We start from the raw sequence: 16,034 nt of genomic DNA on the forward strand, positions 1-16,034 counted from the left end.
TTTAAAAGTGATTGGTCTTTGCTTGTTTTAATAAGCAAATTAAAAAGAAAAAAGCTGATTGATTAGCTTATACGAACTAATCTTCCAGCTTCTTTTTTTAATTCTATTAACGTCGAATTGATTGAGCCATGCGGTAATACGTATGACGTTTCCCACGAATAGCAATCGATAAGGCCATTAAATTTTCAGGATCTGCCACACCTGAATACCCCGCATCACCAATATGCTGAATATCCACACCAGCTCGTTTGCTTGATAAGGCAAATTCTCGGATTGTTTGAGGATCTGAACTTTCTTGACTGGTTCCAATTGCCGTCATAGATAAGGCTCCTTTGGACTTAATCAATTTCACTGCCTCATGGACTTCACTTTCCAATAAACCTGGGACCGTTCCAACGGCCGGCATTAAAATAATATCTGCTCCATTTGCAATAAAATTTTCAATTGATTGTTGATCAACTACCGGCTCCGCCACACCAGCTCCATGCATTTTCCCAGCAATAATTAATCCATCAAAATGCTCTTTTGCTAAAAGAATAGCGGCCTCTATCTCTTGATTACTCACACCTGTTGATGGATTTCCTGTTAAACAGATAAAATCAAACCCTAGCTCATTTGCTTTAATAAGAGTTTCTTTAGTGGCTCTGCGTCCTAACGGAAGTTGAAGTAAGTCTCCCACAGTTTCAGCGGTCACATCGACTGGTTCCAAATTCACTCCGATAGGTCGTCCAACTATTTTTTTTAACGTTTGAATCGGATCTTTTAGCCCCTGTTCCAACCCTTGAATCACTGGATTAAAAACATCCAGTATATTTAATAAAATTAAATCTGCCCCAAAAGCTGCAGCTGTTTCTGCATTCGTCAAATCCCCTAATAAAGGCTGTGAAATCACTACGTTTTCCGATAACACTGTTCGGCCTTCACTGGCTAAAATCGCTTGCTTTAACTCTTCTTTGCTCATTTTTTCAAAATCACTAGCATGACAATTTAATAGACGTTTCATAAAAATCCCCTCACTTTTCGTTGATTGCTTTAAGTTTACCATAAATCCGCTTACATCTTGATATTCTTTTCTCCTGATTCAACTTTTATGATACACTTAAATTAGAAAATCAGCTGATGAAAGAAGGAAAAATAGTGACTCAAAATCAAGAAATCGCAGTCGTCGGTGCTGGAATCGTAGGCGCGACAACGGCTTTTTATTTAGCGAAAAAAGGCTATTCCGTCACCATTTACGATGAAGGCACAGGTCAAGCAACTGCCGCTGCTGCCGGTATCATTTGTCCGTGGCTCTCTCAAAGACGAAATAAAAAATGGTACCACTTAGCAGCAAGTGGGGCAAAATTTTATCCTGAATTAATGACGGATCTTGGAGAATCTTTAACGGACTCAGCCATTTATCAACAAGTGGGAACGTTGTTATTCAAGAAAAATGAAAAGTTGCTTTTAAAATTAGAAAAATTAGCAAAAGAACGTAGAGAAACGGCTCCTGAAATAGGGGATTTAACGATTGTTGCTAGCGATCAGTTACACGATTACGTACCGATTTTGAATAGCTCACAGGCGGCTTTATTTGCAAGTGGGGGCGCTCGAGTAGATGGCGAATTGCTGACTAGAAAACTCATTGAGCAAGCCGTTGAATTAGGCGCAACTTTTCAACAAGGAAAGGTTGCTTTAACAATTGACGCAGAAAATCAGCTTTTTGTTCAATCGAAGAAATATGCACAGGTCGTTCTTGCCGTGGGCGCTTGGTTGCCTGAACTATTAGAACCGCTTGGCTTTACAGTAGATATTCGTCCACAAAAAGGACAGCTTCTTTGTTTAGACATTCCTGAAGAAACTACGAACTGGCCTGTGGTGATGCCAGATGGCGAAAAGGATATTATTCCTTTTAATAACGGCAAAATCATCGTAGGAGCAACTCACGAAAATGATAAAGGCTATGATTTAACACCCACGGCACCAGAGCTGAAATTAATGATAGCCGAAGCAAGTGAATTAGCTCCTTCATTAAAGCAAGCAATTCAAGTATCCACCAAGGTCGGTACAAGAGCCTATACCTCTGACTTTTCACCTTTTTTTGGTCAAGTCTCAGAATGTCCTCAACTCTATGTTGCAAGTGGATTAGGTTCTTCTGGTTTAACAACTGGACCTATTATTGGAAAAATGATCGCGCAAGCAATTCACCAAGAAGAAACGGAATTGGATTTTGCAGATTATCCAGTTGCTGATTATGTTTTTGAGCGGGAAAATAAGTAATTCCCTTTTTTGTCTAACAAATTTGTTATTTTTACATTTTACACAATCCAAATTGCTTTAAATAAAAAACATCATCTAATAACTATATGTAAAAACGTTATCTAAAAGTTCCATATTTGGAAATTTTTTAGATAACGTTTTTTCGTTTCTTGTTACATAATGGTCATACTTTTTACTACATCTATAAAATCTATTTCCCTAGTGAACCTTTACTAAAAACATTCCTAATTTCTGGAGAGACATTTGACACATCATAACTTTTCACTAGCTTGCCTTTCACAATCCACCGCCAAACAGTTCCGACTTCTCCCACACATGTTATCAATGTGATTTCTTTTTTAGCCTGGTCATTAACAACCGATGAATCTGCTTCATTAATTCTATAAGCTTCTTCTGTTTGGTATTCGTATACTTTTTGAAAATCAGTTACATAAATTAAACTGCCCTTTTTGATAGAGAGTAGTTTATCAAATGTATTTAAATAATTGTGACTAATCAACGTATAGTTCTTCTCTCCCATTACTTGCCGGGGTTTGTATTCAATTGCAGTTTCACTCATCCCTTGATTAAATAGCTGTTGATTATCGCTATATTCTTTGATTCCCATTTCTAGATCTAAGGTTGGAATCACAATGACCCCTGTTAACGAAAGTTGTTGTTTTTTTGAGGTTACATATTCATTTTGAGTTTCATCACTAGCTCTATTTTTTTGTATGACTTCTTTATATTCATTTTGAGTCAGTCCAATCTGTGGTAATTTTGTTTGTTGATAATTCTTATATAGGAAAAGCAACAATAAAAAGACTATTGCTGCTTTACATACAAATTTAATGGCTTCTTTCATTTTTTGATTCTTTTACGAATTCGCTCAAAAACAAAAACACCACTGATTGCACTTATCATTAAACTTCCTAATACCAATTTTGTAACTTGAGGATTGTTTACTCCTGACGAAACAAGCGGCTTACGTTTATTTGTCATTTGACATTTAACGATTTCTCCATGATTTTTAATGGTAAATGGTACTGGCGTTTCATCAATCAAATATCCTTCTGGTGCATCGAACTCTACAAAGGCATATTCCCCATCTGGTAAGTTCTCAAAGGTAAATTTGCCATTTTCATCGGTTCTGCCTTCTACGACTGTTTGGTTGTCCTTATCAAGAATTTTAATTCCTGTATTCGGTAAAACTTCACCTGTAGAAACATCACTTTTTGATAGCTCCACAATTCCTTTAACATGCTCATTTTTTAACTCAATTAAAGGGAATACCTCTTCATTTTCAGTTACATCCATTTCATTTAATAAAGTCCCTTTTTCATTAAATAGACTGATTTTTTCTTTCGTAACAATGATTTTTAATTTTTCTGTATTTAAGACATGACTTTGATCAGAAGGTTTTACTTCTCTTTGATAGTACGTACCAACAATCAGTTCTTTCCAACTAGCCATACCTTCATCATCTGTTTGAGTAGTTTGAATCACTTTTCCAGCTTCATCCAACAATTCAAATGTAGCTCCTTTTCCAACTTGATCGTATGCGTAGACATAACCTTCATTTGGTTTAAGAGTTGCGGATTCATTGATTTTTTTAAAGGATACATTTGTTTTGAATAATTCGTTGATTAATTGATTACGAACTTGTTTAGTCAATGCATTTTTATCAACTGCAAAGGAATCTTTCCACACATGGATAGTTTGTTTGTCTTCATTATTGTAAGCTTTGTATTCAAATGGATAGTGATGGGTATCAAGAATATGGTTTGCTTTACTGTCCACTTCTTGAATGTAATAGTTACCATCTACATTTGGCAACAAAATATCCTCGAATTTCACGATTCCATCTTTTACAACTGCGTAATTTAGCGTTGTATCTGCGGGGATCGCTACATCACCAACTACTAATTCATGCGTGTTTTTTAGAGCAAACACTTGGCCATTATTGGCTGCTTCTAACTGAATTACCGGTGAATTGTCTTTCCATTCTGTTACTGTTTCTTGTTGTTTGTAGCCTAAAACATCAATTTTTTGCAAATAGTTATCCGCTTTTACTGATGCACTCGTCAAATCAATCAATTGCCCTTGATACTTTATTTCAAATTTAATAGGCTCTTTTAATTTCACTACGCCATAAGGAGCTTTTGTTTCTACAAGTTCATATTCTCCAATATAGAGAAATTCTGGTGATTCTGCATTTCCTGATGCATCTGTTTTTAAAATAAAATCTGTTTTATCTACTTGAATAAATTCACCTTTTTTATAACGAACTGTTCCATCAGGTGTAATAATGTCTTTAGCTGGACGAATTTTGAATTCAAAGCCTTCGCCATTTTGTAGCGTATAATTAATTTCTGTTAATTTTCCAAACTCACTGTCTTTTTCTTTCACCTCAGAGGCTTGTTGGATATTTTTATGCAGGTTCACTTTTCCTTTTTGATTGTCATTTTTGAATTTAATCACAATAATACCATCGGCATTCATTTCTAATACGGAAAAAACGACAGGCTCTTTGGCTAATACATAGCCTTCTGGAGCTTCTATTTCATGTAATTCATATCGCTTTTCGCCCCATTTTAACATTTCAGAAGTAACAAGGTACCCTTCTTCATTTGTTTCAAAAATAGTGGTTTTCTCAACTGAATTTGGTTTTAGCATTTCTACCCATTGAGTTGCTTTACGGTCAAAAATTTTAAACTTAGCCCCGCTGCGAGGAATGGTTTTGTTTGTTTCACTATCTACTTTGAAAACTTGAATTTTTGACTCAATCACTTTATCTTCTAATACATAATGATGTGTGTAGCCCTGCTTTTCAATTTTAACTTCAAAAGGGGCAAATAATTTATAGCCTTCTTTGCCTTTTGTTTCAGTAATTTTATACGTATCATAGGGTAATTGTTTCAGTATAAAATAACCATCTTTATCGGTTAAAGTTGAGTAGGCAATACCGGTTGTTTTTGAAGTTGCTGTAATTTCTACATTAGATAGTGGCGGTTTTATGTCTGGATTAATTGTTAAGTCGTTATTCAATAAGGTTTTGTTCCCGACTTTATAGCCATCGATGTTACCTTTAATAACGTCTTCCTTAGCTTCAATCATTTTAATCGATTCCGCTACTTCTTGACCTGCATATTCAATTGTAAATGGAATTTTATTGGGATTTAAATTATAGCCAACAGGAGCTTTTTCTTCTAACCAATAATAACTACCTAGATATAAATCTTTGATTTCACCTTGGACAATGCCTGCTTTAGGGCTTAACGTAATCGATTTTATTTTAGTCCCATCGGATTTGAACAGTCCGTAGACTGCGCCGTTTAGAGTAGCTGCCCCCTGTGGATGATCTCCTGTTTCTGAATCTTTTTTATGAATTCTTGCCACACCACGTTGGCGTTTGTTGTTAAATGTTAACGTGGCTGTTTTATTCGCTTTAATAATAACTTTTTGCGGAGTGCGGTTGATGACATATCCATATGCTGCTTTAATTTCTTGAACGGTAACTTCAGTTCCATCTAATACATCTTTTAATTCAGCTTCACCTTTAGCATTTGTTGTTACTTCTTTCGTTTGACCATTATAAGTTAAACGGAAAATGGCTCCTGGAATAAGTTCTCCATCTTCTCCTTTTTTCATTAATTTTACATGACCATTTTTGATGACATTTAAATTAACTCTGATTGTAATCGGATTATTATTCCCACCGGTAGTAACTGTTTGTGAGCCTGGATTCACCCAAAAATATTGTGAGCCTGAATAAGGACGATCTCTTACTAAAGTAATCGTTCCATTAGTTGACGTCACTTTAGGGGTTACTTCAAGAGCATTTCCATTGATTTTAGCACCTGAATTGGTTCCATCACTAGCAATACGATAGTGGCTTAAAACACCTTTTGTATCTGCAAATGAGCTTTTCTCATTTACGACTACTGATTGTGTAGACTGATTAATTGATGGAATTGTTTGATAATGATTAATAGCATTTTCTATTTGATTTCGATACTCAGCAAGGCCTGGCATACTAATTTCAATGTTCCAACCTAAGGCTTCCCAAACCATTACTTGAGTTGTAATAAAAAATTCTCTTGAAAAACCCGCTGTTCCTGCCCCACCTGAACCGAAGTTTACAATCTCATTAACTCGACTAGCCTGACTTTCTGATATCCCTGCAAAACTTGTTTGTGGAGTGAAATTTCCATCTGCAAATAGGACATCTGGCTGAACACAATACGCTACTTGACCATCCACTTCAAAATAACCAAATACAGATTGACTTGCAACTACACCATTTCTACTGGCTACATAATATTGTGAAAATTTATCTGCCATTACTCCAGTACTTCGAGTATTATACCCAATGATAGGATAGTTAATTTTTGTTTTATCTGTATTTAAATCTGTATCTTCAGGCTGCACCTGATTATCTGATTCATTCACTTCCTGTTTCAAAGGAGGATCTTCCGTTTCAGGATGACTCGTTTCAGTTTCTATCACCTGCTCTTGTGTTTCGTTCTTTAATTCATCACTCACTGCCAACGCAGAGGGAACAAAAGTTGTATTTAAAGTTAAAAATAAAATAATAATCGTTGTTAATTGACTAAGCTTTTTTCTCATATTGATTGACTCCTTTTTCATTTAATGTGTGTACGTAATTAAAATAAGTTGGTTCATAAATAGAACACGTAAGGTTTATAGCAATCGTAACCTCAAACTCTAGCAAGATAGAATACTTATCAAGTTCTTGCATGTACGCAGCACACCTTTTTTATGTAGGTCCTCCCTTTCGCCTTAGAGCTGCACTGATAACGAAAGCAGTCAAAATATCGCTGACTGGTTATTCACTTTTGACTTTCAGTAATATAGACTATTACTTACTTTAAGATATTGACAGGGGACGCTTGGTTTATATGTCAAAATTAAAAATGTACTTAATTTTACTTCGAGGAATTGTACTAACAATCGTTATTTCCTCTACATCTTCAAAAATAACTTTATCTGCCCCAGATTTCTTCAACACATAGTTGACTAATTTTCGATTTTGTAAGCTCAAATTATAAAATACAACTTCTTTAACAGCAGGATTATTTTTTAGCTTTGCTTGTAATTGTTTACGTTCATTTTTTTGAAAAAGTTGCTTTTTCTTTGATGTTACCTGAGCACTTAGCTCTATTGAGCAAGTTCCTTTTCCAGTATAATAGAGTTTTCCACCGATTGTTCTTCTAGCAATTACTTGTCTATCCCTATCCATTACTTTTTGAATATTTGAATAACAATCAGCTATCTTAAATGACTTTACAACTTTATAGTCGTTGCTGCCAAAAATATTCTGCCTTAATTCAAGGCTTGCCTCCTTAACAAAAAGCTGCTCTCCAGAAAAACAGTGGACCAAATAGCCATATTTTTGAATATTTCCACTATTCATTTCAAAATTTTTAACCCTCAATCTCGCGCCCCCCTTTCCATTTCTCTTAATAACATCTCATTGTGCTACTACAAACAAATCACCTCCATTAACCTTTAACAAGCAAATAAAAAAAGGCAGCAATCACTATATCTTAGTGACTACTACCTTCTGTTCTATTAAAAATCATTCTGAAATGTATCACAAAAAACATAACAAATAAAGTATTTAAATCTCCAAGAATTTTAATTATCAAAAAATTCCATTTTGAGTTTTAATACAAAATTGTCTTATAAATGTGTTATACTACTTTCAGTGACTATTAATAGTTACAAAGGGAGATTGACACCTAAACATACTAACCTATGTTTAGAGTTCGCCAAAACACGTCGACCAAAGGTTGGTAGCCTTTGAGAGTGTCTTGGTTTCTCTCTGATTTTATATACTATTTTCTATCTGCTTGTAATTTTAGATAGCTAAAATGCTATCTTCATACAAAGCATAACAGAGGTTTCCAACTACTGCAAGTTAAATTTAATTTAAAATTAAATATATTTTAATATAAAATTTGATTATTTTAATAAAAAAGAGAAGAAAAACATTTCAATTATTCAAAAAAAAATAACAACTATCTCTTTTTTGACATGTTTTTTCATTTAAGTATTCCCAGTGCTCTTCAAATTAAAATGAAAAAAAAGCAATCTGATGTGGAACTTACATCCTCAGATTGCTTTTTTTCATATCAACTATCTTATAAACAATTAGAATAACAAACAATACACATGAATCATAAAAATGGAATTCCATTTCAATTTATTACTCATTAGATATTTCCATCTTATGCAAAAAACAACTATAATAATATTTATTAAAATAGAAAAAATAACCTATTTATTTGTTGGTTTTAAATTTGTTCACTTTAACAACATTATCCCGTTTATCCCATTCAATATAATCACAAAAATAACAACAACTTGATAGATTTTTAAGACAACTTGTTCAGAAAATAGTCCACTTAATTTAGCCCCCATAAAACCACCTACAATCGCTGCAGGGATAATCCAATACAACATCGTTAAATCATAGTGACTATATCTTCCAGAAATACCAATAATGCCTAATTTAGCAAGCTGTGAAAAGAAAATCGTAATAATCGAGTACACAGTGGCATCCTTAATATCTAATCCAAAGAAAAGCATCAATATAGCTACATTTATTGGACCACCGCCAATACCTAAAAAAGTTGATAATCCACCTAAAAACGCGCCTACCAAAAGATAAACAAGTACTGACTGAAAGGCAAGTGGTTTCCATTTTTTTTTAGTATAAAGCAGTGCAAAAAGTAAAGATGCGATTGTTACTAAAATCTGCAACCATTGAACACGTACTTCTCCACCAAATAAACGCAAAGCTCCCTCAAACAATTCATTACCTAAAAATCCACCTATAACTGAGCCTATCGATAAAGTAAGTACAGGAATAAGCTGAACCTTAATGCCATTATTTAGTTGCTTAATAGTCGAGACAATTGCCATTGTAAAAACAGCAATACTTGAATAAAACGAAATAGCACTTAAACTATGAGCACCAATTGCATCTAACAGTGGCTTAATAATTACACCGCCACCCATACCTGAAATAGCTCCTATCGTATTCGCAAAAATAATGATAAGAAAATAAATAAGTCCCGTCATGTTTAACCTCTCCTTCATCAAACACTCTTATTTATTATCCTATCATTTTTCCTTCTATTATTCAGTAATTAAAAATAAAATTCTACTTATTTTCTTAAGTCAATGCAATATCTCTTTTCTTAAAAATAAATGTCGTTGCTAGATAAATGACTAAACTATATCCTAGTAATGCAATACTAGTTTGCATCAAACTTAATTCTCCTGGCATCACGCCACCTTGTGAGAAAGTATTTACATTTAATAGATTAAAAATACTCCATTTTAAAATAGGCCATTTTGGAATAGCAATCATTAACATTCCATTAATGATTGAACTAGCAAAGACCGTTAACATTCCAATTCCAACAGCTAATGCTTGTGAACGGAAAACAGCTGAAATCATTAATGAAATTGCACTATAAAAAACAATTAGTAGATAGTTTGTAGCAGCCAACATCCCAGCTGCTTTTATTGCAGAGACAGCTCCTAAACTTGCTGAGGCCGGCAACATAAATGATTGTACTGGGAATAAAATCAATCCTACAATTCCTGCGCTAAGCATCGTAAACAATGTGACGAATGCTCCAAATAACAAACAGACAATAAATTTAGATAGTAAAATCTGACTGCGTTTAAATGGACGAATCAATAGTAATTTAATTGTTCCATCACTGAATTCAGATGCAACTGAAATACTTGCAACGATTACTACAACCATATTCACAATACTTAACACACCTGCCAAGCTTGCAAAGAAAGATCCTGCTGATTGCCCACCATTATTTGATGTAATAGGAGTGACACCACTTTCATAGTATTTCTCATAATAAGCAAGTTCATTTTTAGCACTTTTTAGCTCTTCCGGATACTCCAGCTTCTCTTTTTTAGACGCTATTAAATAGCGATCACGACTAAGTAACATCGCATCTTCTAGGTTGGTAACTGGTTTTCCCTCGTCATCAAAAGTAAAAAGTGGTTCATCTTTTTTCAGTGTTTTTGTTACAGATTTCCCATTTTCTTCAACTGTATATTCTGCTGATTGTTGAGAAAAATAAACTTGTAAACTTCCAGCAGCTAAAGTTAACACGAAGATTAAAGCAAGGTATACATAAAATGATTTTCTAAAGATCAATTTTCTCGTTTCATTCACAACCAAATTTATCATTTTAAGCTGCCTCCTTTAGTGAGTTCTAAAAATCGCTCTTCAAGATTCGCCTTATGTGGTGTGATGCCGTAGAAAGATATCCCAACTTGAACACCATGCTCAATCAATGCGGGAATTTGATCTCTTTCAATTTCAATTGTCAAGGTGTCTCCAGCTGTTTGGACAATGGACAATCCCATTAACGCAATTTCTCTTTGCAATTGGGCTTGTTGAGGCGTTTCAATGGTTACTTGAACGCGACCATTGCTTGAAGTCGTTTCAGCTAAATTTTCGATATGGGTTACTTTCCCACGTTCAATAATCATAATTCGATCGGCAAGCAATTCCATCTCTGATAGAAGATGACTGGAAATCAAGATACTCGTTCCTTCCTTAGCGATTTCTTCAATTAGTTTCCTAAAATCATACATTCCTTTAGGATCTAAACCATTTAACGGCTCGTCTAAAATTAAAAGAGCTGGTTGATGTAGAATCGCTTGGGCGATTCCTAAACGTTGACGCATACCTAAAGAATATGTCTTTACTTTTTGATGAATAGCTTCCGTCAAACGAACTCTCGTCACAACTTCCATCAACACCTCATCAGTTATTCTCCGTGGACTCATTCGTGCAAATTGTTTTAAATTTTCCCATCCAGATAAATATTTATAAAATTCTGGGTTCTCAATAATTGCTCCAATATTTTCCATACACTTGTTAAACTCTTTATCTAAATCATTCGATGCAATTTCAACAGTCCCCTTATTGCGACTAATTAAGCCTGTCAACATTCTGATAATCGTGGTTTTACCTGCTCCATTCGGTCCTAATAACCCAACAATTTCACCTTTTTGAACTGTGATATCAACATTTTCAACAATAACCTTATTTCCAACTCGCTTTGTTAAACCATTTGCAACCAAAACTTTTTCTTCCATAGCTCCTCCTCCATTCTTTTCATGATATTTTAAGTATAACAAACTTCTAACTCATACATAACAATCTCTAGTTGGAACTTTGTCTACTGCTTAAGACCTATTTTATAATAACAAAGATAGTTTCTTTATTTTTATTGTTTTTTGCTAATTTTATCTTAAGATTTGAAAACAATAAAGCAATATATATATTGCTTTATATTGAAGTTGTTGTATACTTTAACTATAAATACTATTTGTTTTTTTATGATTAGAAAGTTGGAAGTAGATGAAAAATTTAAATTTAAAACAAGCACGAATTGACAAAGATCTTTCACAACAAGAACTAGCTCAACTTGTAGGAGCTACTAGGCAAACAATTGGCTTGATTGAATTGGGAAAATACAATCCCTCTTTACACCTTTGTTTAGCCATTTGTTACGCTTTGGAACAAAAATTAGATGCTTTATTTTGGAAGGAGTCCGATAAAATATGACATTCGTACAATTATTGATTAAAGGTTTCAATAAGAAGGAAGATGAAGCACTTGATGAACGAGAGTCAAAAGAATACCTAAAAGCTTTAGAAATTAGTTTCACGGGATTACTACTGACTGCTATCATAGGTTCCATTCTATTAGATACTTTAAAAACCCATTGGGGTTACACTGTTCCCCTCACTTATTTTCAGCTATTTGTGTTACCCATTTGTATAGCGAATGCTTATATTTGTTTTTATTTGGCCAAACAAGCCATCGTGCCACCAATCGTATCTGCTATTTTTACGCTACTTGTTCTGCCCATCACCTGTTTAGGCTTAGGTCTAGATTTGCTCTTTATTTTAAAGATTGATTCGTTAGTCTTGGCAATTCTACTCTTCCCAATGATTGTTGCCGCACCTTTTCTAATGTATTTCCTATTAAAAATAGTCTATCAACATGGGGTTAAAAAAATGGAACGCCAATTATTAGAGCTCTAAACAAAAAACAACGGACACAAAAGTCTTTAACACTTTTGTATCCGTTGTTTTTTTATGCATTTAATTAAACACCTGTATTGTCTTTCTTGAAAGGACCATATTCACCAGTAATTGGATCCATTTTTTCTAAACCTCCAGTTGAAGGCGTGTATTGGAACATTCCAACCATATTTGAAATTTCAGTTCCATCTACGGTATGAGCATGTCTGATTTCAACTTGGAACAAATCAGCATTTTCTTTGGTTACATAGTATTGATTATCTGTATACGAATAGCCAGTCAAACCTGATACTGCTGTAATAATTTTTATTTTTTCACTATCTGGGTTTGTAGCAGCAGAGCTGTCACTACTTGCGGCACTGCTATCTGACGAGCTAGAAGAGTCAATCGTTCCAGTGGTAGCTTTTTCGCTGTCTGATTTTTGCGCTAACCAAGCAGCAATCTCATCATCCGTTGCCTGTTTGATGTCTTTTCCAGTTGCTTTTTTAAATTCAGTTGCAGCAAGTTCAGAATTGCGTTCTGTTTTATATTTTGAGCTCGTTGTAACTTGTTGTTGCTGTTGTTCTTTAACTAACGCTGCTTGCGCTTGATTGATTTTCACTTTTAGTACTTCTGCTTCTTGTTTTAATGATTTAAAGTTAGCTGCAGTTAAATCTTTTGCTAACAACTCATCAATGGTTCCAGCTGCATCGTCTAATTTACCTGCATCAAATTGTTTCTTACTTGTATCGTACAAAGCTTGATAGACCTCTTTATTCGTTGTAGCTTCTATTTTAGCTAATAGGCTTTCTCCAGCTTTGATTAAATCTTTTGAACCTTTTTTCTCGTTCACTACATTCGTTGCCTCGGTTTTAGCTTGATCTAATTTTTCAGCTTTAAAATCACTTTCTGCTTTAACATAATTTTTAGTCTGATCTAAGAAGGTTGTTGATTTTGTATCTTTTTCTTTGTAACTTAAGGCTTTTTCAAATGATTTTTCCGCCTCAGTATAGTCTTTATTACTAATTGCTAATTGTCCCTCGCGCATCGCTGTATCATACTGATCGTTCTTAGATGTGGTAGCTTCTCCGCTGCCATTGTTACAAGCCGCTAATACAAAAATACTCATAACCATTACCAACACAACACTTACTTTATTTTTTACTTGTTTCATTTTTATCGTCTCCTCCCATAACATCATTCTTTTTATACTTTTATTATACCTTATTTAACTTCGCAACCCATCCAATATCCCTTAATATTAAAAAAATCTTACTAATTCGTTCTATTATGCTCAACTAAAAGTTAATAAAAATTCTGATAAATCAGTTTCTATACCAAAAAATCAGTTCGTTTGTGATTTGTTTCACTTACATAAGTTACATAAGTTTAACTTAATTACATATTGTTCACTATTTCACATACTCGCAGTATGATAAGAGTGTTCAAAGGACATGGCCGTGTTTGAAGCAATTGAAATTATAACAAAATCGTTTGTGATTAAAAATACATTATAAATTTGGAGGAACAAAAAATGAACCTTGGTGAAATTATCAAAACTACTTTAACCGATATGAATATTATTAGTGCTATCACTTCAACTGTCTTTATCATTATGCTTGGCTTCTTTTGCAGAAAGAAAGGAATTTTTTCAGCAGAAGTTGGGAAATTACTTTCTAAAGTCGTTTTAACCGTTGCCCTTCCTGCCTTAGCTTTTAACGCTTTTATGCAAGATATTGATCCTGACACATTAAAACAAGGTATGAACGTTTTGATTTGGGGAATTGCAATCTACATTATTTTGATTTTTGTTTCAAAACCATTTTTCCTTAGCTACAAAGGAGATAAACAAGATACTTTACGTGTTTTAACTATTTTCGGCTCTACAACATTCTTTGGAACACCTATCGTAAGTGCAATCTATGGACCAGTTGGTGTGATGTTCAGTTCAATCTTTAACATTGGTTACCGTATCTTCCTTTATTCATATGGCTACATTAAAATGAGTGGCTTAAAAATGGAACTTAAAAATATTAAAACAATGTTCTTAAACCCAATCGTTATCGCTACATTCGCTGGACTTTTCATCTGGATTTTCCAAGGTTACTTGCCACAAGTAACTGTTGCTGGTATTGATGGTGGAGCTGCTCATCAAGTTGCGTTCCTACGTATCGACCAAACTGCATTATGGTTATTCAAACCTATGACTTATCTTGCTGGACTTGCTTCACCTCTTGCTTGGTTATCAATTGGTTCAACTCTTGGCGAAGTAAGTTTCAAAAAAGCTGCTTCTGATAAAACTTCTTGGTACTACAGTGTTGTCAAAGTAATCTTAGTCCCTGCAATTAACATCGTATTACTAGCTCTATTAACTGTCACTCATATTTTACCAGTAAGCTACGAAGCTCTTGCTACTATCGTAATTATGATGGCTACACCAACTGCAACGGTTGCTGCTGCTTATGCCATTAGCTTTGACAAAGATGCCTTACTTGCCTCAAATGCTTCTCTAATTTCCACTGTTACGGCTGTTGTAATGACACCTATCTGGATTGTTATTTTAGAAGTAATCAGTAAAACTGGCTTATTTTAAACCTTATTAAAACAACTTTAAATAAAAATTAACGGAGGAATTTATCATGACTATTCAAATCGCTTGTTACGGAGTACGCCCAAATGAAGTAGCTTTCTTCAATAACTTAAACAAATACAACTTCAACTTAACGTTGATTGAAGACTTATTAACACATGACAATATTGAAACTGCTGAACATCACGAAGCTGTGTTACTACGTGGAAACTGTGTTGCTGATCGTCAAAACATTGAAAAAATGGCCCAATATGGTGTGAAATATTTATTCACTAGAACTGTTGGCTTTAATCATATCGATTTAGAAGCAGCTAGTGAATACAATATGGAAGTAGCTCGTGTCCCTTCTTATTCACCAAATGCAATCGCTGAACTTTCATTGACTTTAGCAATGATGTTATTACGCCACACCGCTTACGCTACCATGAGAACAGCCAACAAAAACTTTATCGTTGATAGCGAAATGTTTAGTCGTGAAATTCGTAATTGTACCGTTGGAATTATCGGAACGGGTAAAATTGGTTTAACTGAAGCAAAATTATTCAAAGGCTTAGGCGCTAAAGTAATTGGTTACGATGTCTTTGAAAGTGATGCTGCAAAAGAAGTTCTTGAATTTAAAGATTTAGATACTTTATTAGCAGAAAGTGACGTTGTCAGCATGCACGTTCCTTACTTCCCTGGAAAAAATGATAAAATGATCAATGCAGACTTTTTAGGAAAAATGAAAAATGATGCCATTTTAATCAACACTGCTCGAGGTGAATTGCAAGATGACGATGCCATTTTAGCAGCACTTGAAGCAAATGAATTAGCCGGTTTTGGAACAGACGTCTTTGCTAATGAAAAAGACTTATTCTTTAAAGAATTCGCTCCTTGGGAACCACTTCCAAGTCCAACTGTTCAACGTTTAGTCGATATGTATCCTCGTGTTCTTGTAACTCCTCATATCGGTTCAAATACAGACGAAGCTTTATCAAACATGATTGAAAAAAGTTTTGATAACTTCAACGATATTTTAACAACAGGACAAACTGAAAACAATGTTCCCTTGCCAACAATGGCTTAAAAAAACGACTCTTTCAAATTGAAAGAGTCGTTTTTT

13 protein-coding genes are annotated in these 16,034 nt (G+C 34.2%); 5 read left to right on the top strand and 8 right to left on the bottom strand.

Annotated elements, in window-relative coordinates; all coding sequences use genetic code 11:
- Positions 1-106: 106 nt before the first annotated feature.
- On the bottom strand, positions 107-1,003 hold the full coding sequence (locus AC07SW_RS09145) for a DUF7916 family protein (RefSeq protein WP_494632715.1): 897 nt from the start codon (positions 1,001-1,003) through the stop codon (positions 107-109).
- Positions 1,004-1,137: 134 nt separating this feature from the next.
- Here AC07SW_RS09145 and AC07SW_RS09150 point away from each other — a divergent pair, with 134 nt between their 5' ends.
- Positions 1,138-2,259, top strand: a complete 1,122-nt coding sequence (locus AC07SW_RS09150) for an NAD(P)/FAD-dependent oxidoreductase (protein WP_494632717.1) — start codon at positions 1,138-1,140, stop codon at positions 2,257-2,259.
- A gap of 190 nt (positions 2,260-2,449) precedes the next feature.
- On the opposite strand, the gene AC07SW_RS09155 is transcribed toward AC07SW_RS09150, so the two are convergent.
- From AC07SW_RS09155 to AC07SW_RS09180, 6 genes are all read right to left on the bottom strand, one after another.
- The gene (locus AC07SW_RS09155; protein ID WP_494632718.1) at positions 2,450-3,103 is read right to left on the bottom strand and encodes a class A sortase; all 654 of its coding nucleotides are present in this window, start codon (positions 3,101-3,103) and stop codon (positions 2,450-2,452) included.
- Positions 3,100-6,867 carry a SpaA isopeptide-forming pilin-related protein gene (locus AC07SW_RS09160; RefSeq protein ID WP_494632719.1) on the bottom strand — a complete coding sequence of 1,256 codons (3,768 nt, stop codon included), beginning with the start codon at positions 6,865-6,867 and terminating at the stop codon, positions 3,100-3,102. The genes AC07SW_RS09155 and AC07SW_RS09160 overlap by 4 nt, the downstream gene beginning before the upstream one ends.
- 289 nt (positions 6,868-7,156) lie before the next feature.
- On the bottom strand, positions 7,157-7,696 hold the full coding sequence (locus AC07SW_RS09165) for a hypothetical protein (protein WP_119908606.1): 540 nt from the start codon (positions 7,694-7,696) through the stop codon (positions 7,157-7,159).
- Between the two features lie 872 nt (positions 7,697-8,568).
- Positions 8,569-9,348 (bottom strand): sulfite exporter TauE/SafE family protein, encoded by a 780-nt coding sequence (locus AC07SW_RS09170; RefSeq protein WP_119908607.1) that lies wholly within the window; start codon positions 9,346-9,348, stop codon positions 8,569-8,571.
- Positions 9,349-9,442: 94 nt separating this feature from the next.
- A complete protein-coding gene (locus AC07SW_RS09175) occupies positions 9,443-10,492 on the bottom strand; it encodes an ABC transporter permease (RefSeq protein ID WP_494632721.1) in 1,050 nt (349 codons plus the stop codon).
- Positions 10,489-11,409 carry an ABC transporter ATP-binding protein gene (locus AC07SW_RS09180; RefSeq protein WP_119908609.1) on the bottom strand — a complete coding sequence of 307 codons (921 nt, stop codon included), beginning with the start codon at positions 11,407-11,409 and terminating at the stop codon, positions 10,489-10,491. The genes AC07SW_RS09175 and AC07SW_RS09180 overlap by 4 nt, the downstream gene beginning before the upstream one ends.
- Positions 11,410-11,674: 265 nt before the next feature.
- Between AC07SW_RS09180 and AC07SW_RS09185 the strand changes: the two genes are divergently transcribed.
- Positions 11,675-11,881, top strand: coding sequence for a helix-turn-helix transcriptional regulator (locus AC07SW_RS09185; protein ID WP_034568181.1), 207 nt, complete (start codon positions 11,675-11,677; stop codon positions 11,879-11,881).
- Positions 11,878-12,363: a hypothetical protein gene (locus AC07SW_RS09190; RefSeq protein WP_135025224.1), complete on the top strand. Its 486-nt coding sequence runs from the start codon at positions 11,878-11,880 to the stop codon at positions 12,361-12,363. Before AC07SW_RS09185 ends, AC07SW_RS09190 begins: the two co-directional genes overlap by 4 nt.
- A 64-nt stretch (positions 12,364-12,427) precedes the next feature.
- Here the strand turns inward: AC07SW_RS09190 and AC07SW_RS09195 are convergent, their stop codons facing one another.
- Positions 12,428-13,516 carry a hypothetical protein gene (locus AC07SW_RS09195; RefSeq protein WP_463684860.1) on the bottom strand — a complete coding sequence of 363 codons (1,089 nt, stop codon included), beginning with the start codon at positions 13,514-13,516 and terminating at the stop codon, positions 12,428-12,430.
- Between the two features lie 360 nt (positions 13,517-13,876).
- Here AC07SW_RS09195 and AC07SW_RS09200 point away from each other — a divergent pair, with 360 nt between their 5' ends.
- Positions 13,877-14,935, top strand: coding sequence for an AEC family transporter (locus AC07SW_RS09200; RefSeq protein ID WP_034568178.1), 1,059 nt, complete (start codon positions 13,877-13,879; stop codon positions 14,933-14,935).
- A gap of 52 nt (positions 14,936-14,987) precedes the next feature.
- Entirely contained in the window at positions 14,988-15,998 is a 1,011-nt protein-coding gene (locus tag AC07SW_RS09205; RefSeq protein WP_463684884.1) for a 2-hydroxyacid dehydrogenase, read from the top strand.
- The last annotated feature ends 36 nt before the right edge of the window (positions 15,999-16,034 follow it).

The organism is Carnobacterium sp. GW821-FHT04C06, from assembly GCF_059420345.1.

Excerpts from the sequence above, each read along its gene's own strand:
- AC07SW_RS09145 (WP_494632715.1), bottom strand. The coding sequence starts at position 1,003 with ATGAAACGTCTATTAAATTGTCATGCTAGTGATTTTGAAAAAATGAGC.
- AC07SW_RS09200 (WP_034568178.1), top strand. The coding sequence starts at position 13,877 with ATGAACCTTGGTGAAATTATCAAAACTACTTTAACCGATATGAATATT.
- AC07SW_RS09195 (WP_463684860.1), bottom strand. The coding sequence starts at position 13,516 with ATGAAACAAGTAAAAAATAAAGTAAGTGTTGTGTTGGTAATGGTTATG.
- AC07SW_RS09180 (WP_119908609.1), bottom strand. The coding sequence starts at position 11,409 with ATGGAAGAAAAAGTTTTGGTTGCAAATGGTTTAACAAAGCGAGTTGGA.
- AC07SW_RS09170 (WP_119908607.1), bottom strand. The coding sequence starts at position 9,348 with ATGACGGGACTTATTTATTTTCTTATCATTATTTTTGCGAATACGATA.
- AC07SW_RS09160 (WP_494632719.1), bottom strand. The coding sequence starts at position 6,867 with ATGAGAAAAAAGCTTAGTCAATTAACAACGATTATTATTTTATTTTTA.
- AC07SW_RS09175 (WP_494632721.1), bottom strand. The coding sequence starts at position 10,492 with ATGATAAATTTGGTTGTGAATGAAACGAGAAAATTGATCTTTAGAAAA.
- AC07SW_RS09185 (WP_034568181.1), top strand. The coding sequence starts at position 11,675 with ATGAAAAATTTAAATTTAAAACAAGCACGAATTGACAAAGATCTTTCA.
- AC07SW_RS09190 (WP_135025224.1), top strand. The coding sequence starts at position 11,878 with ATGACATTCGTACAATTATTGATTAAAGGTTTCAATAAGAAGGAAGAT.
- AC07SW_RS09155 (WP_494632718.1), bottom strand. The coding sequence starts at position 3,103 with ATGAAAGAAGCCATTAAATTTGTATGTAAAGCAGCAATAGTCTTTTTA.